The sequence below is a fragment of the Sphingomonas sp. PAMC26645 genome, assembly GCF_004795835.1.
Lineage (GTDB): Bacteria > Pseudomonadota > Alphaproteobacteria > Sphingomonadales > Sphingomonadaceae > Sphingomonas.
Genome location: NZ_CP039249.1, coordinates 750,148 through 775,979 on the forward strand (window position 1 = coordinate 750,148; position 25,832 = coordinate 775,979).

General features: G+C 66.2%; 26 protein-coding genes. 11 read left to right on the top strand and 15 right to left on the bottom strand.

The features are described 5' to 3' along the window. Window positions 1–88: 88 nt before the first annotated feature. From E5673_RS03650 to coxB, 11 genes are all read right to left on the bottom strand, one after another. Complete coding sequence (locus tag E5673_RS03650; protein WP_136188974.1) at window positions 89–958, bottom strand: class I SAM-dependent methyltransferase; 870 nt, start codon at window positions 956–958, stop codon at window positions 89–91. Beyond that, a complete protein-coding gene (gene thrC / locus E5673_RS03655) occupies window positions 955–2,355 on the bottom strand; it encodes a threonine synthase (protein ID WP_136188975.1) in 1,401 nt (466 codons plus the stop codon). Before thrC ends, E5673_RS03650 begins: the two co-directional genes overlap by 4 nt. Window positions 2,356–2,589: 234 nt before the next feature. After that, the gene (locus E5673_RS03660) at window positions 2,590–3,201 is read right to left on the bottom strand and encodes an SURF1 family cytochrome oxidase biogenesis protein (protein ID WP_348769886.1); all 612 of its coding nucleotides are present in this window, start codon (window positions 3,199–3,201) and stop codon (window positions 2,590–2,592) included. Next, entirely contained in the window at window positions 3,198–3,581 is a 384-nt protein-coding gene (locus E5673_RS03665; protein ID WP_136188976.1) for a DUF983 domain-containing protein, read from the bottom strand. The genes E5673_RS03660 and E5673_RS03665 overlap by 4 nt, the downstream gene beginning before the upstream one ends. Before the next feature lie 259 nt (window positions 3,582–3,840). After that, on the bottom strand, window positions 3,841–4,767 hold the full coding sequence (locus tag E5673_RS03670; protein WP_136188977.1) for a cytochrome c oxidase subunit 3: 927 nt from the start codon (window positions 4,765–4,767) through the stop codon (window positions 3,841–3,843). Window positions 4,768–4,797: 30 nt separating this feature from the next. Next, the gene (locus E5673_RS03675) at window positions 4,798–5,349 is read right to left on the bottom strand and encodes a cytochrome c oxidase assembly protein (protein WP_093400509.1); all 552 of its coding nucleotides are present in this window, start codon (window positions 5,347–5,349) and stop codon (window positions 4,798–4,800) included. Then, a complete protein-coding gene (locus E5673_RS19595; RefSeq protein ID WP_165895280.1) occupies window positions 5,349–5,486 on the bottom strand; it encodes a hypothetical protein in 138 nt (45 codons plus the stop codon). The genes E5673_RS03675 and E5673_RS19595 overlap by 1 nt, the downstream gene beginning before the upstream one ends. Beyond that, on the bottom strand, window positions 5,483–6,382 hold the full coding sequence (locus E5673_RS03680; protein ID WP_136188978.1) for a heme o synthase: 900 nt from the start codon (window positions 6,380–6,382) through the stop codon (window positions 5,483–5,485). Before E5673_RS03680 ends, E5673_RS19595 begins: the two co-directional genes overlap by 4 nt. A 54-nt stretch (window positions 6,383–6,436) precedes the next feature. Further along, window positions 6,437–7,909, bottom strand: a complete 1,473-nt coding sequence (locus E5673_RS03685; protein WP_136188979.1) for a hypothetical protein — start codon at window positions 7,907–7,909, stop codon at window positions 6,437–6,439. Between the two features lie 406 nt (window positions 7,910–8,315). Then, window positions 8,316–9,980, bottom strand: a complete 1,665-nt coding sequence (gene ctaD / locus E5673_RS03690) for a cytochrome c oxidase subunit I (protein WP_136188980.1) — start codon at window positions 9,978–9,980, stop codon at window positions 8,316–8,318. Window position 9,981: 1 nt separating this feature from the next. Further along, complete coding sequence (gene coxB, locus E5673_RS03695) at window positions 9,982–11,133, bottom strand: cytochrome c oxidase subunit II (protein ID WP_247599555.1); 1,152 nt, start codon at window positions 11,131–11,133, stop codon at window positions 9,982–9,984. Between the two features lie 282 nt (window positions 11,134–11,415). On the opposite strand from coxB, the gene pyrE reads away from it, so the two are divergent. The 5 genes from pyrE to E5673_RS03720 all read left to right on the top strand — a co-directional run bounded on the left by pyrE (window position 11,416) and on the right by E5673_RS03720 (window position 15,377). Further along, the gene (gene pyrE / locus E5673_RS03700; protein WP_056066243.1) at window positions 11,416–12,000 is read left to right on the top strand and encodes an orotate phosphoribosyltransferase; all 585 of its coding nucleotides are present in this window, start codon (window positions 11,416–11,418) and stop codon (window positions 11,998–12,000) included. Beyond that, a complete protein-coding gene (locus tag E5673_RS03705; protein ID WP_136188981.1) occupies window positions 11,997–12,737 on the top strand; it encodes a pyridoxine 5'-phosphate synthase in 741 nt (246 codons plus the stop codon). The genes pyrE and E5673_RS03705 overlap by 4 nt, the downstream gene beginning before the upstream one ends. A 138-nt stretch (window positions 12,738–12,875) precedes the next feature. Further along, window positions 12,876–13,310: a holo-ACP synthase gene (acpS, locus tag E5673_RS03710; RefSeq protein WP_136188982.1), complete on the top strand. Its 435-nt coding sequence runs from the start codon at window positions 12,876–12,878 to the stop codon at window positions 13,308–13,310. Beyond that, window positions 13,307–14,296 carry a signal peptidase I gene (lepB, locus tag E5673_RS03715; RefSeq protein WP_136188983.1) on the top strand — a complete coding sequence of 330 codons (990 nt, stop codon included), beginning with the start codon at window positions 13,307–13,309 and terminating at the stop codon, window positions 14,294–14,296. The genes acpS and lepB overlap by 4 nt, the downstream gene beginning before the upstream one ends. Window position 14,297: 1 nt before the next feature. Next, window positions 14,298–15,377 (top strand): AI-2E family transporter, encoded by a 1,080-nt coding sequence (locus tag E5673_RS03720; RefSeq protein ID WP_136188984.1) that lies wholly within the window; start codon window positions 14,298–14,300, stop codon window positions 15,375–15,377. Window positions 15,378–15,597: 220 nt separating this feature from the next. On the opposite strand, the gene E5673_RS03725 is transcribed toward E5673_RS03720, so the two are convergent. After that, complete coding sequence (locus E5673_RS03725) at window positions 15,598–16,662, bottom strand: glycosyltransferase (RefSeq protein WP_136188985.1); 1,065 nt, start codon at window positions 16,660–16,662, stop codon at window positions 15,598–15,600. Between the two features lie 158 nt (window positions 16,663–16,820). On the opposite strand from E5673_RS03725, the gene E5673_RS03730 reads away from it, so the two are divergent. The 3 genes from E5673_RS03730 to E5673_RS03740 are packed head-to-tail and all read left to right on the top strand — an operon-like array spanning window position 16,821 to window position 19,446. Further along, window positions 16,821–17,753, top strand: a complete 933-nt coding sequence (locus E5673_RS03730; protein ID WP_136188986.1) for a hypothetical protein — start codon at window positions 16,821–16,823, stop codon at window positions 17,751–17,753. Then, window positions 17,750–18,265 (top strand): DUF2141 domain-containing protein, encoded by a 516-nt coding sequence (locus tag E5673_RS03735; RefSeq protein ID WP_136188987.1) that lies wholly within the window; start codon window positions 17,750–17,752, stop codon window positions 18,263–18,265. Before E5673_RS03730 ends, E5673_RS03735 begins: the two co-directional genes overlap by 4 nt. Beyond that, entirely contained in the window at window positions 18,262–19,446 is a 1,185-nt protein-coding gene (locus E5673_RS03740) for a glycosyltransferase (RefSeq protein ID WP_136188988.1), read from the top strand. The genes E5673_RS03735 and E5673_RS03740 overlap by 4 nt, the downstream gene beginning before the upstream one ends. Here E5673_RS03740 and E5673_RS03745 read toward each other — a convergent pair. Then, complete coding sequence (locus tag E5673_RS03745; RefSeq protein ID WP_247599556.1) at window positions 19,388–20,803, bottom strand: DUF2029 domain-containing protein; 1,416 nt, start codon at window positions 20,801–20,803, stop codon at window positions 19,388–19,390. The two genes, E5673_RS03740 and E5673_RS03745, sit on opposite strands and share 59 nt — an antisense overlap. Before the next feature lie 261 nt (window positions 20,804–21,064). Continuing rightward, window positions 21,065–21,805 carry a bifunctional 2-polyprenyl-6-hydroxyphenol methylase/3-demethylubiquinol 3-O-methyltransferase UbiG gene (gene ubiG, locus E5673_RS03750; RefSeq protein ID WP_136188990.1) on the bottom strand — a complete coding sequence of 247 codons (741 nt, stop codon included), beginning with the start codon at window positions 21,803–21,805 and terminating at the stop codon, window positions 21,065–21,067. Between the two features lie 52 nt (window positions 21,806–21,857). On the opposite strand from ubiG, the gene E5673_RS03755 reads away from it, so the two are divergent. The 3 genes from E5673_RS03755 to E5673_RS03765 all read left to right on the top strand — a co-directional run bounded on the left by E5673_RS03755 (window position 21,858) and on the right by E5673_RS03765 (window position 25,387). Beyond that, on the top strand, window positions 21,858–23,126 hold the full coding sequence (locus E5673_RS03755; RefSeq protein WP_136188991.1) for an aspartate kinase: 1,269 nt from the start codon (window positions 21,858–21,860) through the stop codon (window positions 23,124–23,126). Between the two features lie 55 nt (window positions 23,127–23,181). After that, window positions 23,182–24,201 (top strand): nitronate monooxygenase, encoded by a 1,020-nt coding sequence (locus E5673_RS03760; protein ID WP_136188992.1) that lies wholly within the window; start codon window positions 23,182–23,184, stop codon window positions 24,199–24,201. A 427-nt stretch (window positions 24,202–24,628) separates the two neighbouring features. Next, window positions 24,629–25,387 carry a hypothetical protein gene (locus E5673_RS03765; RefSeq protein WP_136188993.1) on the top strand — a complete coding sequence of 253 codons (759 nt, stop codon included), beginning with the start codon at window positions 24,629–24,631 and terminating at the stop codon, window positions 25,385–25,387. 5 nt (window positions 25,388–25,392) lie between these two features. Here E5673_RS03765 and E5673_RS03770 read toward each other — a convergent pair whose 3' ends face one another. After that, a complete protein-coding gene (locus E5673_RS03770) occupies window positions 25,393–25,797 on the bottom strand; it encodes a VOC family protein (RefSeq protein ID WP_136188994.1) in 405 nt (134 codons plus the stop codon). Window positions 25,798–25,832 lie beyond the last annotated feature (35 nt).

The window sequence follows — 25,832 nt, forward strand, 5'->3', positions numbered from 1 at the left end:
CTTAGCTGACGGAGGATTGCCCTTCGTTACCCCAACCTTTCCAACTGGGCCCCGGCCTTCGCCGGGGTGGTGCCTAATAAAAGCGGGCTCAGCGGCTCCAGCGGGCCCAGATTGCCGTCGGCAATACCAGGCCGCGCGCTTCTTCGCGGACGCCGAGTTCGCCAACTTCGATCTTGCCGGGGAGGTCTGCGAAGACCTGATTCAGCAACTCGCCGATCGCCAGCGCCGACATCCGCACCGCGTAGACCGTCAGGAACAGGAAGCGGGAGTTCTCGTCGAGAAGCTTGCGGCAGTCAGCGATCAGCTTGGGGAGGTCCTCTTCCAGCCGCCAGACCTCGCCTTCCGGGCCCCGCCCATATTTCGGCGGATCGAGCAGAATCCCGTCATACCGCCGCCCGCGCCGCACCTCGCGCGCGACGAACTTCGCCGCGTCGTCGGTCATCCAGCGGATCGGCGCGTCGGCCATGCTCGACAGTTTGGCATTGGCCTTGGCCGCCTCGACCGACTTTTTCGACGCGTCGACGTGCACCATGCGCACCCCCTTGGTCGCCATCGCCAGCGTGCCGACGCCGGTGTAGCCGAACAGGTTCATGCATTCGGGCGAGTCGACTCCGGCGACGCGCTCGCGCATCCAGTTCCAGACCGGTGCCATGTCGGGGAAGAAACCGAGGTGGCGGAACGGGGTGGTCTGCGCGGTGTACGACACCTCGTTCCACTTGAGCGTCCAGCCTTCGCGGGGGACGGGCTCGGAGAACTCCCAGCGGCCGCCGCCGTCTTCGTCGGAGCCGGGGACGAATTCGCCCTGCGCCTGCCAGTCGGTCGAGGCAGGTGCCCACATCGCCTGCGGCTCGGGGCGGATGAAGCGGAAGCGGCCGTAACGTTCAAGCTTCTTGCCGTGGCCGGAGTCGATCAGGCCGTAATCCGCCCAGGGCTCGCCGATGAGGGTTTCCAGCTTCATGCCGACGGCTTCGCGCGCTCGGTGATGTAGGCGGTGATCGCCTCGAACGTCGCCGGGAGGGTGGCGTAACGCTCCTCGCGGTCGAACAGGTCGCCGACGCGGGTGGGCAGCGAGGGGCGGACGCCGGTCGCGCGCTCGACCGCGTCGCCGAACTTGGCGGGGTGCGCGGTGGCGAGCGTCACGATGGGAACGCCGGCGGGGACTTCGGTGCGCAGGGCTGCGGCGAGGCCGATCGCGGTGTGCGGATCGATCACTTGCCCCGCATGCTCGTGGGCCCAGCGCATCGCCAGCGTCATGTCGTCGAGGTCGATGCGCTCGCTCTGGAAGAGGGCCGAGGCGCCCTGCGACTGCGCGTTGGTCAGGCGCATTGCTCCCGAGGATTCGAAGCCGCTCATTTGGGACGCCAACGCGGGACCGTCACGGTCGCCGAGGTCGAACAACAGGCGTTCGAAGTTCGAGCTGACCTGGATGTCCATCGACGGGGTCGGGGTCTGCTGGACGCCGCCTTTCGAGTAATCGCCGGTGCTGAGCGCGCGGTGGAGGATGTCGTTGACGTTGGTCGCGACCACCAGCTTGGCCACCGGAAGCCCCATCTTCGCCGCGACGTAGCCCGCGAACACGTCGCCGAAATTGCCGGTCGGGACTGCGAATGCGACCTCGCGATCGGGCGCGCCGAGGCGGACGGCGGCGTAGAAGAAGTAGACCACCTGCGCCATCAGGCGGGCCCAGTTGATCGAGTTGACCGCCGACAGTGCGAACTTGGTCGAGAAGGCGCGGTCGTTGAACATCGCCTTCACGAGTGCCTGGGCGTCGTCGAAGCTGCCCTCGATCGCGATGTTGTAGACGTTGGGGCTGAGCACCGTGGTCATCTGGCGGCGCTGTACGTCGGAGATGCGGCCGACCGGGTGTAGCATGAAGATGTCGATCCCCGCGCGCCCCGCGACCGCGTCGATCGCCGCCGAGCCGGTGTCGCCGCTGGTCGCGCCGACGATCGTCAGGCGCTTGTCCGTGCCGGCGAGGAAACGCTCGAAGAACAGGCCGAGCAGCTGGAGCGCGACGTCCTTGAACGCGAGCGTTGGGCCGTGGAAGAGTTCGAGAAGCCACTGGTCGTGATCTAGCTGCACCAGGGGGACGACCGCGGCATGCGAGAAGCGGCCATAGGCCTGGTCGCAGAGCGCCTTCAGTTCCTCGCGCGTCATCGCGTCGCCGACGAACGGGGCCATCACAGCGACCGCGGTGTCGACATACGAAAGCCCGGCGAGCGCGGCGATCTCGTCGCGGGTCATCGTCGGCCACGCGTCGGGGAGGTAGAGGCCGCCATCGGAGGCTAGACCGGCGAGCGTCGCCGCTTCGAAATCGAGAACGGGGGCCGAGCCGCGGGTGCTGATGTAACGCATGGTCACGCGGTTAGCGAATGGGCGGGGAAGCGACAAGCTTTCGGACACTCGCGGTGGGCTATCCCGTCAGTCCCCAGTCCCCAGTTCGTACCTCAGCCGGCAGTCTGTTACCACTAGCCCCATTCCGTCACCCCAGCTAAAGCTGGGGTATCTCGCGAGGCAGGTGACGCGTGCCAAACGGGGATATCCCAGCGTTCGCTGGGATGACGGTGTTTGGTCTATCGTGCGTCCGAGTCAGCGTGGCCGGCGGCGAAGCGCGAGGGTGTAGATGATCGCGGCGATGGCGGCGAAGAAGAACCATTGGCCGGCATAAGCGAGGTGGTTGTTCGGGACCGAGGCGATGTCGGGCCTGCCGTTCGGGTTGAGTCCCGCCTGTGGCGTGTCGACGACCAGCATCAGGCGCTGCGGGGTGTGATCGAACAGCGATCCGATCAGCGAACGGCCGTCGGGGGCGTGGGTGATGTAACCGGAGACTTCGCCGCCGGCCCAGTTCACCTTGGCCATCGGATCGCGCGTGGTGCCGAGCTGGACGATCATGCCGGGACCTTCCGCGCCGGTTCGGCATTCGGCGATCGCGCGGAAGCCGGACTTGCCGGCACCGGCGAGCTTGATCCCGGTCGGCTGGAGGCAGAGGCCCGAAGCGCGGCGGAACAGCAGCGTTTCGTCGGGGAAGCGGGGGAAGGCCATCGGCGGCTTGGCGGGATTGGCGGCGAGCTGCGCGAGGAACGCTTCCTTTTTCGGGAGGCGGTCAAGGAGCTGCCACAGGCCGAGCCCGATCATCGCCGCGATCGCAAGCGTTACGAGGACCGTCGGGATGATTGGGATACGTCGTGCAGATTGGGTCACGGGTCGATTCGGCCTTCGCGGGCTGCGTTGCGGTATTCGGCGGACATGAGCGCGCCTTTAGCCGCTCGGAGGGACAGCACGACCCCACCGGCGGTGAAGGGGATCCAAATCAGCATGTGCAGCCAGAGCGGGGGGTGGACTTTGAGTTCGAGCGTGATCGCGAGGGCTACGACGAGTGCGCCGAGGATCAGGGTGAGGAACGCGGCGGGGCCATCGCCGACGTTGAACTTGCTGAAGTCGAGACCGCAGTTCGGGCAGTGGTCGGCGAAGGAGGACCATTTCGCGAAGAGCGTGGGCTTGCCGCAGCGGGGGCATAGGCCTTTGAGCGCGACCTGCGCGATCGTGGGGGCGTTGGCGAGTGGGTATGGGTCTTCAGTCATGCTGTCAGCGCTCTCCCTTGTTTCCCCGCAAAGGCGGGGATCCAGACTGAGCTCCTGCCTTCGCGGGAGAGCAAGGGGAGGGAATAGGCTTGGATCAGTGCCGTGTCATTCGCCACCACCCCGGCGGAGGCCGGGGCCCAATTGGGGGACGTTGCCAACGGAGGACCGCGCTTCGTTACCGCAACCTCACCAATTGGGCCCCGGCCTTCGCCGGGGTGGTGCCTGCCGCGGTGTGGGCTCACGCCCGAGTGGTAGGAGCTCAACCGCCGTGGACGGGGGCGCCCCAGCCGCCCCATACGTAGACGGTGACGAACAGGAACAGCCACACGACGTCGACGAAATGCCAGTACCACGCCGCCGCTTCGAAGCCGAAATGCTGGCGTGGGGTAAAGTCGCCGCGGTAGGCGCGGACCAGGCAGACGATCAGGAAGATCGTGCCGATGAGTACGTGGAAGCCGTGGAAGCCGGTCGCCATGAAGAACGACGCGCCGTAGTTGATCCCCTTGAACGGGAAGGGCGCGTGGGCATACTCATACGCCTGGATCGAGCTGAACAAGATTCCGAGGATCACGGTCAGCCACAGGCCCTTGAGCACGCCATCGCGGTTGCCGACGCCGATCATGCCCCACAGCCCGGTCTTCTCGCCGCCGCGCTGGTTGTGGATCAACGCGTGGTGCGCCCAGGTCACGGTGGTGCCCGAGGTCAGCAGGATCAGCGTGTTGAGCAGCGGCAGTTCGAACGGGTTGATGACCGTCAGCCCCTTGGGCGGCCACTGCGCGACGATCGCCGCACCGCCTTCGACGGCACGCGTGACCGTGCCGTCGGCGAAGGTCATCGCGGTCGGGAACAGCGAGAAGTCGAAGAACGCCCAGAACCAGCCGACGAAGAACATCACTTCGGATGCGATGAACAGGATCATGCCGTAGCGGAAATGGAGCTGGACGACGGGGGTGTGATCGCCCGCGCGGGCCTCGTGCACGACCTGCGTCCACCAGGAATACATCGTGAAGAGCACACCCGCGAGCCCGATGAAGAACACCCAGCCGCCGCCGTTTGGCTTGTCGATATGGCCGCCGTGCATCCACATGATGCCGCCGACCGCCATGATCAGCGCCGAGAACGATCCGACCAGCGGCCAGATGCTCGGCGGCAGGATGTGGTAATCATGGTTCTTGGCGCCGGCCATCGGTACTCCCCTATTTTCTTTGGCGACGTTCTAGCTGGCTGTTTTCGCAGAATCCACCGGGTAAAACGTATAGCTGAGCGTGATCGTCTGGATATCGGCCGCGTCGGGGTCCGTCAGGATCTTCGGGTCGACGAAGAAGATCACCGGCATCCGCGCTGTCTCGCCGGGTTTCAGCGTCTGCTGCGTGAAGCAGAAACACTGGATCTTGGTGAAATACTTGCCGGCCTGCGCGGGCTGGACGTTGAACGTCGCGGTGCCCGTCAGCGGCTTGTTCGACGTGTTGGTCGCGGTAAAGAACGCCATGTCGCGCGCGCCGATATCGACCGTGTCGGAGCGATTCTCAGGCGTGAACTTCCACGGCAGCTTGGGGCTGACGTTGGTGTCGAAGTCGATCTGGATCTTGTGGTCGACCGCCCCGGGGGCGGCCAGTCCGCGGTTGGTGGTGCCGTTGAGCCCGGTCGCGGCGCAGAACAGGCGGTAGAGCGGCACGCTGGCCCAGGCGAGTCCGGTCATGAAACAGATGAACAGCACGGCTAGTGCCGCGGTACGGTTGGTGCGCGACATGGCCTTCCAGCCGGCCATCAGTGCGGCATCCCCGCGCGGATCTTGGCGATCGAGATCGCGAAGACGAGGATGACGAACGCGCCGAGCAAGAGCGCCATGACGCGGGCGCGACCACGTTGGCGGCTTCGGATCAGGTCTGGATCAGGAATGCTCATGCGAACCACCGGTCGACGACCAGCGCGCCGAACATCACGAACAGATACAGGATCGAGTATTTGAACAAGGCCTTCTCCGGTTTCATCGCATCGTCGGCATGCGTGGTGCGCCTCGAGACGCGGACGGCTAGTAGCGCGAACCAGCCGGTCAGCAGTACGGCCGCGATGCCATAGATCGGCCCGGTCAGCCCAAGCGGCCAAGGGAGGATCGCGACCGCCGCCATCGGGATCGTGTAAAGCCCGATCTGCGTCCGCGTGGTGCGCTCCCCCGACACGACCGGGAGCATCGGTACGCCCGCGGCGGCGTAATCACTCTTCATGAACAGCGCGAGCGCCCAGAAATGCGGCGGCGTCCAGAGGAACACGAACAGGAACAACAACACCGGCAGCAGCGCGATATCGCCGGTCGCCGCGGCCCAGCCGATCAGTGGCGGGAACGCGCCGGCGGCACCACCAATGACGATGTTCTGCGGCGTGCGGCGCTTCAGCCAGACGGTATAGACCAGCACGTAGAACAGGATCGAGACGGTCAGAATCGCCGCTGCGACGATGTTCACCGCGACGCCCATGAACAGCACCGAGAACGCGCCGAGCCCTACGCCGAAATGCAGTGCGGCCTGACGGTCCATGCGGCCGTCGGGCAGCGGGCGCTTCTGGGTGCGACGCATGACCGCGTCGATGTCCGACTCGTACCATTGGTTGAGCGCGCCCGCTGCGCCGGCACCGAGCGCGATGCAGAGGATCGCGGTGAAGCCGATCACCGGGTGCACCGAGGTTGGCGCGGCAAGCATGCCGCATAGCCCGGTGAAGACGACGAGCGTCATCACGCGCGGCTTCGTCAGCGCAAGGAAATCGCGCCAATGCGCCGGTGGCAGGAGGGGGGTGGCAGGAGTCATGGTTCGGGTACGCTATACGCGTTGCGGCGGAGGTCGGAAAGCCTTCGTGATTGCTCAGCGGTTTGCCCGGTGCGTGGGTACGGCTTGATGAATGACCGCGGTATCGTCCGCGTAGATCCGCCGCCAAGCGGGGTCATGGTCGAGCAAGCGGACCAGTGGCGAGCGCGGCGGCAGGATGGTCCAGCCGAAATGCCACTTCGCATTCGCCGCATGCCAGCGATCCGCGTCGCCGCGGGCGATCGCAAAATAGTCGAGCGTGAAGGCGTCGCCGTACATGTCGGTCCGTCCATCGATATACGGACGGATGCCCGCTAGGATCAGCGATCCGCCGAAGCCGTATTCATTGAAGACGCGCTGGTGGCGTAGCGCAGGCGGAAGATGCGTGAGCGCGCGGACGGGAATGCCTCTGGTTTCCGTGCGGACGACCGGCACTGCGACGCGGTAGGCTGTGAGACTGATTGCAAGAGCGGATACCAGAAAGGCTACGATCAGTCGCTCTGAGCCATGGGGAAGGGGGTTCGAAAAGCTGGTATCGCGGTAGCGCCACGCGCGGCCGAGCGGCTTGGCCAGCACGAGTATGCCGACGGTCACGAGGATGATCTCGTGGCGGGTGTGCTGCAGCGTCATGTGGAGCATGCCGAGCAGCAGCAGCACGCGGATCGGTGGGATACGGATCGGCCGCGCCAGCAGGAACGCGAGGCTAGCGAGCAAGATCGCCTCGAAGCCGGAAAAGGTTCTGAAGTCGGACGGCTGCCATTCGTTGATCTGACCGAGCGCTTTCAGGTCGTTCAGATAAAATGGAAACGTCAGGCCGTGCACGCCCCACGGCGTGACGGCTGCAGCGATCGTCGCGCTAATTCCGAATAGGCCCCAGCGCTGGATCACGGTGCGGCGGTCGGAGGGCTTGGCGGCCAGCAACGCCTCGAGCGCGAATACGCCGACCAGCGCCAGTCCGAAGACGTAGCTGCCATGCGCATTCGCCCAGATCAGCATCGCCGCCGCCATCGGCAGTGGTGGAGCTCGGTCGTGTTCGCGCGCACGCAACAGCGCGATCGTCCAGCCGGCAAGGATCGGCAGCACCAGCATATGCGGCCTTGCGATCAGCGACGGGAGTAGCCCGGTGGCGAGCAGCAGCAGCGCGATGATACTTGCCCGCGCGCTCATCCAGCGGCGGAGTTCGGCGGCTACCAGCGCGAACAGCGCAGCCGTTGCCACCCCGACCAGAACGATCAGGCCGCTCCAGCCGCCCGCGCGGTAACTCGCGTACATCGCTACTTCGGAGAGCCATTCGTGTGCGACCCAGGGACGGCCGACGACGCTGAACGAGAACGGATCGCTCGTCGGCACGGCCGCATGCGCCACGATCCAGGCGCCTGCGACGAGATGCCAGCCGGTGTCGCCGTCGCGCAGCATGGTGGGGACGATGATCGTGAACGCAAACGCCGCGAAGGAAGATAGCAGGGCGAAGGTCGAATAAGCGATGCCGGTTGGCGCGTCGGGGCGGACTGGGGGCGGCGCGCTGGGCATGACGCGGGGTTAGCGCGATTGTCCTGTGGAATGATGAATGTGAAGCGCTCGGGGTGGGATTTGGCCAACCCTATCTCGTCATCCGAGCGAAAGCTGGGTCTCGCTCATGACGCGCGAATGGAGGTACAGGGTGCAATCCCAACCCCGCTGGGAGGACGTATGCGGGGGATGACGTCCTGTGGGTGCTCCCTTCCTTCGTTTTCCTGTGGAGGCGGGAGCCTGAGGGGGGTCCCCGCCTTTGCGCGGAAACATCGTGGGACTGGGGACGGCCATTTAACGAAAAACGCCCCGGGTTTCCCCGAGGCGTCTTCGTTTTTGGCTGGCTCCGACACGGCAGTAAATCCCGTGTCGTCGGACGCGGCTTTGCCGCGCCGGCCGGGCGGGGGCCTGATGGCCCTGATCCGCCTCAGTCGATCCGCGGCAACGTCTCGAACTGGTGGTATGGCGGCGGCGAGGAGATCGTCCACTCCAGAGTCGTTGCGCCGTCGCCCCAGGGGTTGTCGCCCGCCTTCTTGCCGGCCGCCAGCGACCAGATCAGGTTGATGAAGAACACCACCATGCCCGCGGCCATGATCATGTAGCCGACCGACGCGACCGTGTTCCAATGCTCGTACTGCGGCGTGTAGTCCGGGATACGGCGTGGCATGCCCTGGAGGCCCAGGAAGTGCATCGGGAAGAACATCACGTTCACGCCGACGAAGAACACCCAGAAGTGCAGCTGGCCGAGGAACTCGTTGTACATCTTGCCGGTCATCTTCGGGAACCAGTAATAGAACCCGGCGAACAGCGAGAAGACCGCACCTAGCGACAGCACGTAGTGGAAATGCGCCACCACGTAATAGGTGTCCTGCATGTAGTCGTCGATGCCGCCGTTGGCGAGCACCACGCCGGTCACGCCGCCGACGGTGAACATGAAGATGAAGCCGATCGACCACACCATCGGCGTCCTGAAGGTGAGCGAGCCGCCCCACATCGTGGCGATCCACGAGAAGATCTTGATGCCAGTCGGGACCGCGATGACCATCGTCGCCGCGGTGAAGTACATCTTGGTGTTCACCGAGAGGCCGGTGGTGAACATGTGGTGCGCCCACACGACGAAGCCGACCACGCCGATCGCGACCATCGCATACGCCATGCCGAGATAGCCGAAGACCGGCTTGCGGCTGAACGTCGAGATGATCTGGCTGACGATGCCGAAGCCCGGCAGGATCATGATGTAGACTTCGGGATGACCGAAGAACCAGAACAGATGCTGGTACAGGACGGGATCGCCGCCGCCGGCCGGATCGAAGAACGTCGTGCCGAAATTGCGATCGGTCAGCAGCATCGTGATTGCCGCGGCGAGCACCGGCAGCGCGAGCAGCAGCAGGAACGCGGTGACGAGCATCGACCACACGAACAGTGGCATCTTGTGCAGCGTCATGCCCGGCGCGCGCATGTTGAAGATCGTCGTGATGAAGTTGATCGCGCCCAGGATCGACGATGCGCCCGCGAGGTGAAGCGCGAGGATTGCCATGTCTGTTGAAGGTCCCGGCTCGCCGTACGTCGAGAGCGGGGCGTAGAGCGTCCAGCCATTACCCGCGCCACCGAAGAACGGCGACGCCAGCAGCAGCGTGAACGCGGGGATCAGCAGCCAGAACGACACGTTGTTCATGCGCGGAAACGCCATGTCGGGCGCACCGATCATGATCGGCACGAACCAGTTGCCGAAGCCACCGACCATCGCCGGCATGACCATGAAGAACACCATGATCAGGCCGTGCGCGGTGATCAGCACGTTCCAGAGATGGAGCGATTCGTCGAGGCTGGCCGGACCGCCATGGAGCATGCTCGCCCAGCCCTGCAGATACTGGATGCCCGGATGCGCGAGCTCGGCGCGCATGAGGCCCGAGACCGAGCCGCCGATGATCCCCGCGACGATCGCGAAGATCAGGTACAGCGTGCCGATGTCCTTGTGGTTGGTCGACATGAACCAACGCGCGAAGAAGCCCGGCTTGTGATCGGTATCGTGATGATGGTCGTGCGCTTCGTGGGACACGAAGGCCGACGGGGTGAGAGCGGTGTCGGTCATCTTACTGTCCCGCGTTGCCGGCGCCGGCCGGGTTTGAGGTCGCGCCCTGCGTGGTCGCAGGGGCTGCGGTCGTTACGTTTTCCACAGGGCCGGTGGCGTTAGCGGTTTCCGCGGACTCCTCGACCTTCGCCGCGGAGCCATCGGCGCCGGGCTGCGGGATGACCTTGTCGGACGCCTTGCCGGGGGTCGGCATCGTGCCGCCCTTAGCCTTGACCCATGCCGCGTATTCGGCGGGTGGAACCGCCTCGACCGCGATCGGCATATAGCCGTGGCGCGCGCCGCACAGCTCGGAGCACTGGCCGAAATACAGGCCGGGCTTTTCGATCGTGAAGCTGGTCTCGTTCAGGCGGCCGGGGATCGCGTCGAGCTTGATCCAGAACGCGGGGACCGCCCAGCTGTGGATCACGTCGTTCGACGTCGTGATCAGGCGGATCGGCACGCCGACGGGAAGGACGATGCGGTTGTCGGTGGCGAGCAGCTTGGGGCCGTCGGCATCGGTGCGGCCACGCTCGCCGGCGGCGACGTCAGCCTTTTCCTTCAGCATGTTGGCGGTGATCTCGAAGCCGCCATTGTCGGGATACTGGTAGGTCCAATACCATTGATTGCCGATCGCCTTCAGCGTCACCGCGCCGGAGGGGGCGGGCTTGAACTGCGCTTGCAGCAGGCCAATCGAGGGGACCGCGATCAGGACGAGGATCACGACCGGCGCCAGCGTCCAGATGATCTCGATGAAGGTATTGTGGCTGGTCTTCGACGCGACCGGGTTGCGTGCCTTGCGGTAGCGGAACGAGACCCAGAAGAGGAGCGCGAGGACGAACAGCGAGATGATCGTGATCGTCGGCACCAGGATCGAATTGTGCATCCAGTGCGCGAACTGGCCGTTCTTGGTCACCTGCGGCTGGAGGCCGAACAGGCCGTCCGTGGGCTGGCCGATCATCGGCTTGACCGTCATCGCAGGCGCACCGTCCATCGCGAGCTCGGGGCTGGACGGGTTGGCGGTGGGCGTCGCTGCGGCGGTCGTCGGCGCAGTGTTCGACACGCCCCCCGGTGCTGCGGCGGCCTGCGGCGCAGGCGTCGCTGCTAGCGTGCTCGCAGGCTGGGCCGCATGCCCGGCGACACCACCGAGACTCGCCAGTGCGAGCCCCGCTGCCATCGCAAATCCTCTCATCCCCATCTTGCGCATCGTTATTCTTGACCCCGGTTTATAGCGAACCCGATATCACGGACGCGCGGATGTCTGCTTATGATTTGGGAAGAGCTATACCCAGCGGGGGGGCTCGCCTCAAGCCTTGTCTGGATTCACCCGTCATGCCGGAACGATCCCGGGGCGACGAAGGGGCGGGCATGGTGCGTTTACTTATGCGCCGGTAGTCGTTGCGTGGCCTTTCCCGCGCTCGTATCAGCGCGGGCAGACCATTTGGAGCGATGACCCGCGATGACCGAAGACGACGTGCTCGCCGAATTCCGCGCTGCCGAAGCGTTGCTCGAAGGGCATTTCATCCTGTCCTCCGGCCTGCGCAGTTCGCGCTACCTGCAATGCGCGCGGGTTTTGATGGATCCCGCACGTGGCGCTCGGCTGTCGGAAGCGCTGGTGGCGTCGATCCCGGCCGAGTTGCGTGCGCAGATCGATATCGTGGTGTCGCCGGCGATGGGCGGCGTGATTGCCGGCCACGAAATGGGCCGCGCGCTGGGTGTCGAGGCGGTATTCCTCGAGCGGCCCGACGGCGTGTTCGAACTGCGTCGCGGGTTCCGCTTGGCGCCGGGCCAGCGCGTGCTGATGATGGAGGACGTCGTCACCACCGGGCTGTCGTCGCGCGAGGCGATCGCGGCGATCGGGCGCGCGGGCGGCGTGACGGTCGCGGCGGCGGCGCTGGTCGATCGCTCGAACGGGACGGCGGACCTGGGTGTGCCGTTCTTCCCGCTGATCCGGCTCGACGTGCCGACCTATCCGGCTGATGCGTTGCCGCGCGAACTCGCCGCGATCCCTGCGATCAAGCCTGGAAGTAGGGCGGCGGCATGAGCCCCTCCGGCAACGACCACCTGCGCCTTGGGGTGAACATCGATCACGTCGCGACCGTGCGAAATGCGCGGGGGGCGGGGTATCCCGATCCGGTGCGCGCGGCTTTGGTCGCAGCGGCGGCGGGGGCGGACGGCATCACCGCGCATCTGCGGGAGGATCGCCGGCACATTACGGACGACGACATCGCGCGGCTGTCGGCTGAGCTGACGATCCCGCTCAACCTGGAGATGGCGGCAACCGACGAGATGCTCGGCATCGCGCTGCGCCACAAGCCGCACGCGGCATGCATCGTGCCGGAAAAGCGCGAGGAACTGACCACCGAGGGCGGGCTCGACGTCGCCGGGCATTACGGCCGGATGGCGCGGCTGGTCGATGCACTGGCGGGGGCGGGCATCCGCGTGTCGCTGTTCATCGAGCCCGACGCGAGGCAGATCGAGGCGGCGGTCCGGCTCAAGGTGCCGGTGGTGGAGCTGCACACCGGGCTGTATGCGGAATTGTCGGGCGAGGCGCGGGTGGTGGAGCTGCGGCGGCTGAGCGACGCGGCGGCGTTGGCGGCGAAGAACGGCATCGAGGTGCATGCGGGGCACGGGCTGACCTACGACAACGTAGCACCGATCGCGGCTATCCGGCAGGTTCGGGAGCTGAACATCGGGCATTTCCTTGTCGGCGAGGCGCTGTTCGTCGGGCTTGGTGAAGCGGTTCGGCTGATGCGTGAGGCTATGGATGCGGCGCGATAGCTTTCAGAATTTGTTCACGCAAAGGCGCAAAGGCGCGAAGAGGAAGGAGAGAGCCCATAGTTCGCTTCCCTTCTTGTTCTCTTCGCGCCTTAGCGCCTTCGCGAGAACCAAATCTGTCTTCCGACTCCAGGCCGCCTCGTGATCATCGGGCTTGGGTCCGACCTGTGTAACATCGAGCGGATTGCCGCGTCCGTCGCGCGGTTCGGGGATCGGTTCGAGCAGCGCGTGTTTACCGATGTCGAGCGGGCGAAAGCGGCGCGGCGGCCTTTCACGAAAGCCGGGACGCTGGCGAAGCGGTTCGCCGCGAAGGAGGCGTTTTCGAAGGCCGTGGGGACCGGGTTTCGCGCGGGCGTCTTCATGCGCGATATCGGCGTGGTCAACGCCTCCAGCGGCGCGCCGACGCTGGCGTTGACCGGGGGCGCCAAAGCGAGGCTTGACGCGTTGATCCCCGAAGGCCACGCCGCCCGCGTGCATTTGACGATGACCGATGATCATCCGTGGGCGCAGGCCTTCGTGATCATCGAAGCCATACCTCTGATATCCCCGGACATGCGCCAGGATACGAACCGATGAAGGACGCGGCGTTGGACGGCAACGAGTTCCAGGAAAAGCCCCTCGCGCAGACCGCGGCCGATACCGCGCCACCGGCCAGCACCACACCGGAAACTGGTTCCGAGACTGGCCGCCGCCGCGGCACCGACTGGTGGGGCGAGGTGAAGGGCATATTCTGGCTGATCCTGGTCGTGCTCGGCTTCCACAGCTTCATCGCCAAGCCCTTCTATATTCCCAGCGAATCGATGCTGCCGGGCCTGCGCATCGGCGACCGGCTGGTGGTGACCAAGTTCGCGTACGGCTGGTCGTTCGTGTCGCCGACGATCCCCAACCCGGTCGCGATCTTCAAGGGCGTCGTGCTGCGCCAGCAGGAGGACAGCTGGAGTGTGTCGCTGCCGTTCATCCACGGCCGCCTGTTCGGCTCGCTGCCGACGCGCGGCGACGTGGTGATCGTGACGCCGCCGGGCACGCATAACGACTATATCAAGCGCGTCATCGGCCTGCCCGGCGACAAGCTGGCCGTGCGCGGCGGGATCGTGTTCCTCAACGGCGTGGCAGTGAAGCGCGGCCCCTTGCACGACACGCTGATCCCGGTCGATACCAACAGCCCGTGCAGCGAGATCGACTATCCCGGTGCGCGCGAGACGCTGCCCGACGGGCGCGAGATGTGCCGCCTGCCGACCTATACCGAGACGCTGCCCAACGGCCGCCGCTACGAGACGATCGATCTGGAGTCCGACAGCCAGGGCGACAATTTCGCGGAAGTTACGATCCCCGCGAACCACGTCTTCCTGATGGGCGACAACCGCGATCGCTCGGCCGACAGCCGGTTCGCGCTGAGCCATCTCGGACTTGGCGGTCCGGTGCCGTACGAGAATCTCGGTGGCCGTGCGGAGTTCATCACCTTCAGCCTCGACGGCGATGCGACGTTCAACCCGCTGAGCTGGTGGAGTTCGCTGCGCCCGGATCGCGCGGGCACCTCGCTGCACCCCGCCAAGGCGAACTGAGATGGCGGAGACCAAGACCGTCGACGAACTGAGCCCGGTCGAGATGCGCGATCCGTTCCTGCGCAAGGAACTGAAGCGCGCAGCGATCTGGCTCGGGCTCGCCTGCGTGATCGCGCTGCTGATCGTGCTGGTGCAGCCGTTGCTGATCATCTTTGCCGGCGTCGTGTTCGCGGCGCTGCTCGATGGTGGCGTGCGGCTGCTCGGGCGGGTGCTGCCGATCGGGCGTGGCTGGCGGTTGCTGATCGTCGTGTTGCTGACGTTCGCGTTCCTGGTGGGCACGTTCGTGCTGACCGGCGTGCAAGTCACCGAGCAGGTAACACAGCTGCGGTCGACTCTGGAATCGCAGGCCAACCGCTTCACCGGCTATTTGACCACGCAGGGGCTGATGCCGGGCGCATCGGACGTCAACGGGATCGTCAAGCAGGCGCTCGGCTCGGTCGGGCGAGTGACGTCGTGGGTGGGTAGCGCGATCGGCGCGATCACCAGCATGTTCATGATCCTGATTCTCGGGCTGTTCATCGCGATGGACCCGGGGACGTACTCGCGGGGGCTCCAGTGGATGGTGCCACTCGACCTGCGCCCCGAGTTCGCCAGGACTTTGGTCAAGATGGGCGCGACGTTGCGGCGGTTGCTCGCCGGGCGCCTGCTCGGGATGGCGGTCGAGGGTGTCGCGAGCGGTATCGCGCTGGCGGTCGGCGGCGTGCCGATGGCGATGCTGCTCGGCATCATCGCGGGTATTCTCGCGTTCATTCCGAACGTCGGCGCGATCGTGACCGGCGTGCTGATGGTCGCGGTCGGGTTCAGCGCGGGTGTCGATACTGGCTATTGGGCGATCGGCACGTATCTCGTCGTGCAGACGATCGACGGGTATGTGATCGTGCCGATGGTCGCCAAGCGGACTGTCGATCTGCCGCCAGCGTTGACGTTGGGTGCGCAGATCCTGGCGAGCGCGCTGTTCGGGATTCTGGGGCTGGCGCTGGCTGATCCGATGACTGCGATGTTGAAGACCGCGCTGGAGCGACGGTCTGAGCGGGAAGAGGAGAAGGCTGAGGCTGACGAGGGGGCTGCCACTCCTGCGTGAGCGAGCGTTGCCTTGCCGGTCGGCACGCGCAACCGTACCGACCTCCGGCGGGTAAGCACCCTCGTTCTACAATGGTGGTGGGATAAAGCTCACTATCCGTCATCCCCGCGGACGCGGGGACCCATATCCTCCAAAGTTTGCCAGTATGGGTCCCCGCGTCCGCGGGGATGACGGGGGGTGAGGGCCGGGGACGTCAATGGGCGGGTAATCGAGTGGGGAGTTACCGCCTCACTAGTTGGTCGAAGAGTGCGAGGTAGCGGTTGGCTGAGTCCGCACCCGGTTGGGGGACTGGTTCGGGTCGCTGCCGAATTGGCTCTAGCCATGCGTTCAGCGCTGCGACCAACGCAGCAGCGTCCTCCCTCGCGATGACCGTCCCACGGTCCGTCCGATCAATAATCTCCGCCACCGCTGCGCTCGAGTCGGTCGAGATCACCGGCGTCCCGACCGACAGTGCCTCGCGCAACACCCCCGGTACACCTTCGTACTCCGATGTCAGCACTAGTACCGCCGCGCGAGCCATGACTGGGAGCGGGTCGCTGCTGTGGCCGAGTAGGAGGACGCGCGTCCCCAAGCCGAGCGCGCGGATCTGTGCCTCGATCGCCCCGCGCTCGCTACCTTCGCCGAGGATGACGAGCGGTATCGTCTGGTCTGCGAGCAGCGGGAGTGCGGCGATCAGGCGGTCCCAGCGCTTCTGCGGTTCGAGCCGGCCGACGCCGAGAATGAAGCGCGGTGGCAGGTCGGGCAGCGCGCTGGGAATAGGCACCGCTGGCGGGTTCGGGATGACGCTCGTCCGCCCGGCCATGTGGGTCGCCAAGGCCGCCTCGTCCGCGGTCGCCGGCGTCATCGCGACGAGGTGATCGAGGAAGCTGCCGTGCCGCGCGAGCCAGACCTGGTGCGCGGCGTGCATCAGGCGGCCATGATCGGCGCGCGCGGGGGCGTTGGACATCTTGGCGACGATCGGCGGACACGTCTTGCCGAGTCGCAGCCGGGTCCATGCCGCGATGCCGGTGTAGAAATTACCGGGGCAGAATATGATGTCCGGCGCTAGACGGCGCACGACCTTCGGCAGCGCGAGCAACCACGAGGGCGCGACGACCTCTAACCCGTCCGGCAGTTCCGCCGCCAGCGGCCCGGAAATATCCTCGATCGCCAGCGTCACGCGCCGGCCCGCCGCGAGCCAGCCGCGCGCGAGGCGCAGTTGCGCGCGTTCTACCCCGCCGCCGCGCAAGTCCTCGGCATAGGTCAGGATGTGCTGCGCGATCGGTGGCTTGCTCACGAGTGACATATGGGGGTCATCATACTGCGCGATGAATAAAGCGGAGATCGTGACCGAATGAAACCGACTTTGCGTGCATGCACGGCGGCGGGCGGCTATCAGGCCGCGCGACGGAGGCGGGCAAGGGCGGCGGAACGGCTTGAGGACAATGGTTTGAGGACCGGCAAGTGAACTTCCGTACCAAAACTGCCGATCGCGACGGCTATGCGGATATCGCGCGCGCCGGTCTCGAGCCGCTGAAGGCGCTCGGCAGCCGGTGGCCCGCGATCATCGGTGCGGTGCTGACGCTGGCGATGATCGTCGGCCTGGGGCGCGAACTGCTCGGGCATGGCCTTGCCGGGCTGTCGCGGTCGGTGCCGCAGGACCCGCGCTTCTACCTGTGCTTCGGCCTGCTCTACATGTCGCCGCCGACCGGGGATTACGTCATCTTCCGTCGGCTCTGGGGTATTCCGCTTGGCGGTCTCGTTGCACTCATCAAGAAGCGGATCGCGAACGAAGTCGTGTTCGGTTATTCGGGCGACGCGTATTTCTACGCCTGGGCGCGGGCGAAGGCGCGGATGGTGGCGTCGCCGTTCGGCGCGGTGAAGGACGTGTCGATCCTGTCGGCGATCGCGGGCAATGCGGTCACGCTGCTGCTGGTGGCGATCGCGTTGCCGCTCGGCCGGCATCTGCTGACGCACGACCAGTTCCGCACAGTGCTGGCGTCGGCGGGCGTAACGCTGGCGATCTCGCTGCCGTTCCTGATCTTCTCGCGCCGGGTGTTCTCGCTGCCGCGTGCAAAGCTCTGGTGGGTGTTCGGGATCCATTGCGTTCGGTTGCTGTGCGGATCGGTGCTGATCGCGTTCGCGTGGCATTTCGCGTTGCCGGGCGTGCCGGTAGGGATGTGGCTGTTCCTTGCCGCCGGACGCCTGCTGGTGTCGCGCCTGCCGCTGGTGCCGAACAAGGATCTGCTGTTCGCCAACGCCGCGATCCTGTTGATCGGGCAGGACCAGGCGCTGTCGGAACTGATCGCGTTCACCGCCGCGCTGACGTTGCTGGTGCATGTCGCGTTGATCATTCTGTTCGGCATCCACGCCGGGCTTACCCGGTTGCGCGCGTGATCCGCGCCTGTGTCGCGCTGGCCGCGATCGTTGCGCTTACAGGGTCGAACGGCGCGCAGGTGCTCGGTAGCGATGCGGCGGCGTGCCGGCCGGGTGAGGGGCCGGCGATCGCGGTCGAGGTCACCGGGCTGAAGGATCGTACGGGCGAGTTGAAGCTCGAACTCTATCCTGATGACGAAGCGGGCTTTCTCAAAGACGACCACGTGCTGATCGCGGCGGGCAAGACGTTTCGGCGGGTGGTGGTACCGACGCCGCCGAGCGGGGCGCCGATGCTGTGCATCCGCGTGCCGCGGCCGGGCCGCTATGCGCTGTTGTTGACGCATAATCGCGACGGGAAGAACAAGTTCAGCTTCTGGACCGATGGTGCGGGGTTCGCGAGCAACGTGAAGCTCGGGCGGTCGCGGCCGAAGGTCGAGCAGGCGCTGGTCGAGGTGGGCGCGGGCGTCACGACGGTGCGGATCACCGTGCAGTATCTGCGCGGGCTCGGCGGGTTCGGGCCCGTCACGCCGTGAGAGTGGTGGACGTCAACGAGTTCTACTCGCCGACCGGCGGCGGCGTGCGGACCTATGTCGACCGGAAAATGGGGATCATGGCGGACATGGGCCATGAACTGATCGTCGTCGCGCCGGGCAAGGAAGACCGCGTCGAGGAGCGGCCGGGCGGGGGGCGGATCATCTACCTCAAGTCGCCGGGGATGCCGTTCGATCGCAATTACGGGTTGTTCTGGGACGAGGGCGCGATCCACCGCGTGCTCGACGATCTCGATCCGGACGTGGTCGAATGCTGCTCGCCGTGGCGGCCGGCGTGGTTCGTCGGCGACTGGCAGGGGCGGGCGGTGAAGGCGTTCTTCATGCACAACGACAATATCGCCGCCTATGCGCAGCGCTGGTTCGCGGGCGTTGCGAGCCACGACCAGATCGAGCGCGGGTTCGCCTGGTACAGCCGGTACATGAGCCGGTTTCTCGAGAAATACGACGTCGTCGTCACCAACGGCCCGGCGCTGGAGAAGCGGTTGCGCGCGCGGGGGCTGCGGATCGACGCGGCGATGCCGCTGGGGATCGAGCGCGGACATTTTTCGCCGGACCTACGTGATTTACGGTTGCGCGCGGCGTTGCTGCGGCAGTGCGGGTTGCCGGAGGACGGCATGCTCTTGCTCGGGCTCGGGCGGCATCACGGCGAGAAGCGCTGGCCTCTGGTGGTCGATGCGGTGGCGCGGGCGGGGGCGACTCTGCCGGTCGGGCTGGTCCTGATCGGCGCGGGGGCGCAGACCAAGGCGATCCAGCGGCGAATCGGCGGGTCGCCGCATATCCGGATGTTCGCGCCTGTCTATGACCGCGAGCGACTTGCGCGGATCATGGCGAGTTGCGATGCGCTGATCCATGGGTCGGAGGCGGAGCCGTTTGGACTGGTCGCGTCGGAGGCGATGGCGTCGGGCCTGCCGCTGATCGTGCCGGATACGGGCGGGTGCGCGGAGGTTGCGGACCGCCATGCGAGCGAGCTTTACGCGGCGCGCGACGCGGAGAGTGTGGCTGCGGCGATCGGACGATTGTTCGCGCGCGATCCGGCGTTGTTGCGGCGGGCGGCGGCGGTGGCGGCGCGGCATGTGCGCAGCGACCGTGAGCATGCGGTGGAACTCATGGACTATTATGCGGGGCTGGTCGCGGCGAAGCACGGCGTGCGACGTACAGGGTGAAGCGTGTGTCGGGGACGGGAACCGCCCGATAGCCTTGGCGGATCGCGTAGGTGGCGAGCAAGGTGTCGATCCGATCGTCGCCACTGCTCCACGCGCCTTCGCCGCCGGTGAGGATCGCGGGCGGTTGGCCGAGAAGATGCATCCGTGCGTGCGAGACCAGACGAAGTTGGCGATCCTGATCCGCGTCTAGCAGCGCGGTGCTGCGGAAGTAGAAGGGGCCGGTGGCGAAGCGCGGGTCGCTCGCGGTGCCGGGGAGGAATTGCGGGGAGAGCGTCGCGACCGGGCCGGCGACGTGTTCGCGGTCCAGCGTCTGGCGAACGGCTGAGGCATCGCGCATCGCGTCGAGCATCGGGATGCGCCCGTTCGCGACGGCTTCGATCGTGGGGGCGAGACCGGCGCAGGCGAAGACGACCGCCGCGATCCGCATCGCCTTGCCGGGTGGGTGCGCGTGCCAGACCAGCGCGAGACGCACGAATAGCGCCGGCAGCATCGGCAGCAGATATTGCCGCCACGTCGGCACCGGCGCGAGCGCGGCGATCAGGCCGGCGAGGATCAGCAGGTCGAGGATCAGGTGCCAGCGTTGTCGCCTGCCGATGGTGGCGACGATCGCGAGCAGGGCTGGGCCGAGCGCGAGGAACTTGAGCGTGTCGATGATCTTGGCGATGTTGGACAGCTTCCAGGGACGGGCCTGGTACCATTCGGTGGGGGCATGGCCGGGGAAGCTGATGACGCCGAACAGGAAACCTTCGGGGGCCTGGAGGAATAGGGCTGTGGTCAGGGCGACGAACGGGAGCGTGCCCAGCAGGGTCCACCATGGGCGACGGTCGGCGCGGAACAGTGTCCAGATGCCGTAAGTGAGCGCGGGGAGGGCGTATGAGATTTTCGCGGTTGCGGCGGCGGCGAGCAGCGTGCCGATCAGGATCGCGTCGCGGCGGCTTGCCTGGTCGCGGGCGGTTCGGACGATCGCGGGGAGGGCCAGCGCGAGGCAGGCGGCGGGGAGCGCGTCGTTGCGGGCCGTGCCAATGCTGAAGAGGAGGATGTCGCAGGTGGCGAACAGCGCGGCGGCGAAGGTGGCGGCGCGGGTGTCGGCGCCGCCGATGCGGGCGGCGCGGTGGACGGCTGCAATGGTGGCTGCGCCGAGGAGGGCGTTGGTTATGCGTAGGGCTGGCCATGTCCATTCGCCGGCCAGGGCGGCGATCGGGGCGAACAGATAGGGTTGGAGCGGGGTCTGGAGATAGGCGAAGTCTCGGTAGGGGATGAGGCCGTGCGCGGTGAGGATGGCGGCGGCGACGTATTGGCTCTCGTCGTGATCGATCGGGCGAAGGATTGCGAGGGCGATGAGGAGTATCGCTAACACTGCAAACGCCAAAAGCATGTTCACCCGCGAAGGCGGGTGTCCAGTCTGGGCACCCGCCTTCGCGGGTGAACAATTTTGGAGAGCGGCGTGCTCAGCCACGAATGCCAACATACCCACCGCTTCCACCCCGGCGGAGGCCGGGGCCCAGTTGGGGGACGGTAATGGCTGAGGACTGCGCTTCGTTACCACGGCTTTCCCAATTGGGCCCCGGCCTTCGCCGGGGTGGTGGAGAAGGCCGGGGTGGTGCCGTGTGGGGCAAGGTTAGGCTTTTACCGCGGTCAGGAAGTAATCGAGGCTCGTCGAATCGCTCAGCGTGAAGCCGGTGGCCGGCGAGAAGCTCAACCCCCGCGTGTCCGTCACACGCAGCCCCGCATCCTTCAGCAGCGCGGTCAATTCCTCGGGAGTAAGGAACTTGTTCCAGTCGTGGGTGCCCTTGGGAATGACGCCAGCCCCCTCTGCAACGGTGATCATCGCCAGCCGCGACAACGGCGTCCGGTTGGGCGTTGAGAGAATCAGCAACCCGCCCTCCGCCAACGTCCGCGCAAGACCCCGAACAAAGCCGGCGGGGTCGCTGACGTGCTCGATCACCTCCAGGCTGGTAACGAGATCGAACTGGCCGACCAGTCCTTCCACTCCCCCCGCACGGTAGTCGATCGCAAGCCCGCTCTGCGCCGCATGGATCTCCGCCACCGCGATATTCTCAGGTGCCGCATCGATCCCCGTAACCTCTGCACCGAGCCGGGCGAGCGGCTCACACAGCAACCCCGCACCACACCCGACGTCGAGCGCGGTCTTCCCCGCCAGCGGCGTGAAGGTCGCACCGTCGCCACCCCAATGCGCGTCCACCTGCTCGCGGATATAGCGCAACCGCGGCGGATTGAGCTTGTGAAGTGGCGCCGACGAGCCCTTCGGGTCCCACCAGTCCTTCGCCATGGTGCCGAAATGCGCGGCCTCGCGCGGATCGATTGTTGCGTTCGTTGCGGTGTCGCTTGCCAGTATCATGCGCGCTACCTATCAGGGCCGCCGCTTCGACCCAAAGGGATTTGCGCTGCCAATGGCCCGTATCGTGATGAAATTCGGCGGGACGTCGATGGCTGGGATCGAGCGTATCCGCAACGTCGCCGCACGCGTGAAGCGCGAAGTCGACGCCGGCAACCAGGTCGCCGTCGTCGTCTCCGCGATGGCCGGTGAGACCGATCGGCTGGTCGGCTTCTGCCGCGAGGCGTCGTCGCTGTACGACGCGAAGGAATATGACGTCGTCGTCTCGGCCGGCGAGCAGATCACGAGTGGACTGCTCGCGATCGCGCTCCAGGCGGCAGGCTGCAAGGCGCGGTCCTGGCTCGGCTGGCAGTTGCCGATCAACACCTCGGACGCGCACGGCTCGGCGCGGATCGGCGAGATCGACACGGTCGCGCTCGATGCGAGCCTTGCAGACGGTGTCGTCGCGGTGATCCCCGGTTTCCAAGGCGTCGCGGACGGCCAGCGCGTTACCACGCTCGGTCGCGGCGGCTCGGATACGTCGGCGGTGGCGATGGCGGCGGCGATGAAGGCCGATCGCTGCGACATCTATACCGACGTCGACGGCGTCTACACGACCGACCCCAGGATCGTGCCCCGCGCGCGGAAGCTGAGCAAGGTGACGTACGAAGAGATGCTGGAACTCGCCAGCGTCGGTGCCAAGGTATTGCAGACTAGGTCTGTCGGCCTGGCGATGAAAGAGAATGTGCGGGTGCGCGTGCTGTCTTCGTTCGAAGACGGCGACACCAATGATGGTCACCCCCTAAGCGGACAACGGGGCACGTTGATCGTGGGCGAAGAGGAAATCGACGATATGGAACGCCAGCTCATCACCGGCATCGCGCACGACAAGAACGAGGCGAAGATCACCCTGACGCAGGTCAGCGATCGGCCCGGCTCGGTCGCCGCGATCTTCGCGCCGCTCGCGGATGCGGGGATCAACGTCGACATGATCGTGCAGAACGTCGCGCATTCGACCGGCTCGACCGACGTGACGTTCACGGTGCCGGCGGCCGATCTGGCGCGCTCGCTCGACGTGCTCGACAAGGCGAAGGACGCGATCGGGTTCGCGACGATCGTGCATGACACGCGTGTGGCCAAAGTGTCCGTCGTTGGTGTCGGGATGCGCAGTCATGCGGGTGTGGCGGCGACGATGTTCACGACGCTCGGCGAGCGCGGCATCAACATCCAGGCGATCGCCACGTCGGAGATCAAGGTCAGCGTGCTGATCGAAGAGGATTATACCGAGCTGGCCGTGCGCGTGCTGCATACGGCATACGGGCTCGATGCCGAGGATGCGGCTTGAGTCTGATAGATAACGACATGATCCCGGCAGGCGCCGGGACGACGGGGATGGATGCATGACGATCGGTACTGAGCGGCTGCAACGCCGGATGGCGCGCGGCGCCGCGTTCCTCGGGTCGGAGGTCGCGATTCTCGGCGGCGCGATGTCCTGGGTGAGCGAGCGTCACCTCGTCTCGGCGATCTCGAACGCTGGCGGGTTCGGGGTGATCGCGTGCGGGGCGATGACGCCCGCACTGCTCGATACCGAGATCGCCGCGACCAAGGCTCTCACGACCAAGCCGTTCGGCGTGAACCTGATCACGATGCATCCCGACCTGTTCGAGCTGATCGCGGTCTGCGCCAAGCACAAGGTCGGCCATGTCGTGCTCGCGGGTGGCCTGCCGCCCAAGGGCAGCATCGAGGCGATCAAGGAGACGGGCGCCAAGCTGATCGCGTTCTCACCCGCGCTGGCGCTGGCCAAGAAGCTGATCCGCAGCGGCGTTGACGCGCTGGTGATCGAGGGGATGGAGGCCGGTGGGCATATCGGCCCGGTCTCGACCAGCGTGCTCGCGCAGGAGATGCTGCCCGAGATCGCCGAGCAGGTGCCGGTGTTCGTCGCGGGCGGAATCGGTCGCGGCGAGGCGATAGCAGGGTATCTCGACATGGGTGCGGCGGGGGTCCAGCTCGGCACGCTGTTCGTCTGCGCGACCGAATCGATCGCGCATGCCAATTTCAAGAAGGCGTTCATTCGGGCGTCTGCGCGCGACGCGATCGCCAGCGTGCAGATCGACGCGCGGCTTCCGGTCATTCCGGTGCGTGCGTTGAGGAATGCGTCGAGCGAGCTGTTCACGGCGAAGCAGCGCGAGGTTGCGGGGCACTTGGATGGCGGCCGCGTGGAAATGGCTGAGGCGCAATTGCAGATCGAGCATTACTGGGCGGGTGCGCTGCGTCGTGCGGTGATAGACGGTGACGTCGAGCATGGCTCGGTGATGGCGGGCCAGTCGGTCGGCATGGTCAAGCGGGAGGAGCCGGTCGCGGACATCATCGGCGGGTTGATGGCGCAGGCTGCGGCGGCACTGGAAGCGCGCGCAGTCTGATCTTCTCCTCCCCTATGAGGGGAGGTGGCAGCCCGTTTGGGCTGACGGAGGGGTGATCCGCTATCGAGAGGGCGTCACCCCTCCGTCTGGCAAGCGCCAGCCACCTCCCCTTGCAGGGGAGGATCTTGAGACGCGCATATTCAGCTGCGGTCATACCCCGCCTATAGCATCTGAGCACACCACCCCACGGAGGGCGGGGCCCAATTGGGGGACGTCGCTGACTGAGGTCGCGCGCCGTTACTGCAACCTTTCCAATTGGGCCCCGGCCTTCGCCGGGGTGGAGGTAGCTTGGGGAACAGCCAAAGCCCTCCCGCCAAACCCCAACCCCGTCCCCTCTCCACTCGCCGCAAAGCGCGTACGGCTTACGTCTCGTTAACCTAACCCATGCATAGAGTGTCCCGTCGGGGGACGTTACGAGGTGGTTGCGATGAGTCGTCGGTTTGCTTTGCTGTCCGTTACCGCGCTGGGCCTGCTGGCCGGTTGCGCCCAGAAACCACGGACCGTGGCTGCCGTCGCGCCGCCCGTCATCATGGTGCCGGTGCCTGCCCCGGTGATGCCGAAGGGCGCGTCGCCGACCATCGTCATCCCGGTCGCGCTCGCCGACGGCACCTATCCGACGCCGAATCGCAACCTGACGACGTCCGCCAAGGTCTGGCATCTCCGCGCTGCGCTCAACGTCGCCGCGCTGGCGTGCCGCGGGCCGCAGGAAGTCGTTATCGTCGCGGGCTACAACGCGCTGCTGTCGGCGCAGAAGCCGGTGCTCGCCAAGGCCGAGGCCACCTATGCCAGCGAATACAAGTCGGGCGGTGGCGACTGGCAGGATCGCTACGACGATTCAATGACGCGGCTGTACAACTTCTTCTCGCAATCGCCCGCACGCGATGACTTCTGCGCCGCGGCGCAGACGGTTCTCGCGCAGAGCGCGGGTCTGACCGCCGACGCCTTGCCAGCATTCGCGGCGCAGAATTTGCCCGTGCTCGAGCGGCCGTTCACCGACTTCTACCGTGCGGTCGACGCATGGCGTGGTCGCACCGTGCGCCCGGTCCAGCCGCAGCTGATGGTCTCGCGCCAATATGCGTCGAACATGCCGGTGCAGACAATCACGCAGGCGCGTCTCCAGCCCATCTCGCAGCCGGTCCCGCCCGCGCAGCCCCGCCTGAAGCTCGACGCCAGCGTCTTCCAGTAAGCTAATCAGGTCTTGATGGGCGATCCGACCGACCAGCTATGGCCGAACGGATCGCGCACCTGGCCATAGCGATCGCCCCAGAACTGGTCGGCGACGGGCATCGTCAGGACGGCGCCCGCCGCTACGGCGCGATCCACCCAGGCATCGGTGTCGTCGACCCTGAGGTGCAACGTGATGCCGGCCGGTTCGGGTTCGGCATGACCACGCCATTCGGGAAACTCGTCGGACAGCATCAGCCAGGCGTCGTTGATTCGAAGGCTGGCCTGCATCAGCTGGACGCCGTCGTCCGCGACGTTCGTTTCGACGAGGGTCGCGGCAAACGCAGCCTCGTAGAATTCGAGGGCCTCGCGTCCTCGCTGGCCGCGGATGACGAGGAAGGGCGTAATTCCGCCGGTGGGACGATCGGCCATGCGAGTCTCCTGCGTTGGATGCCGCCAGACTAGGC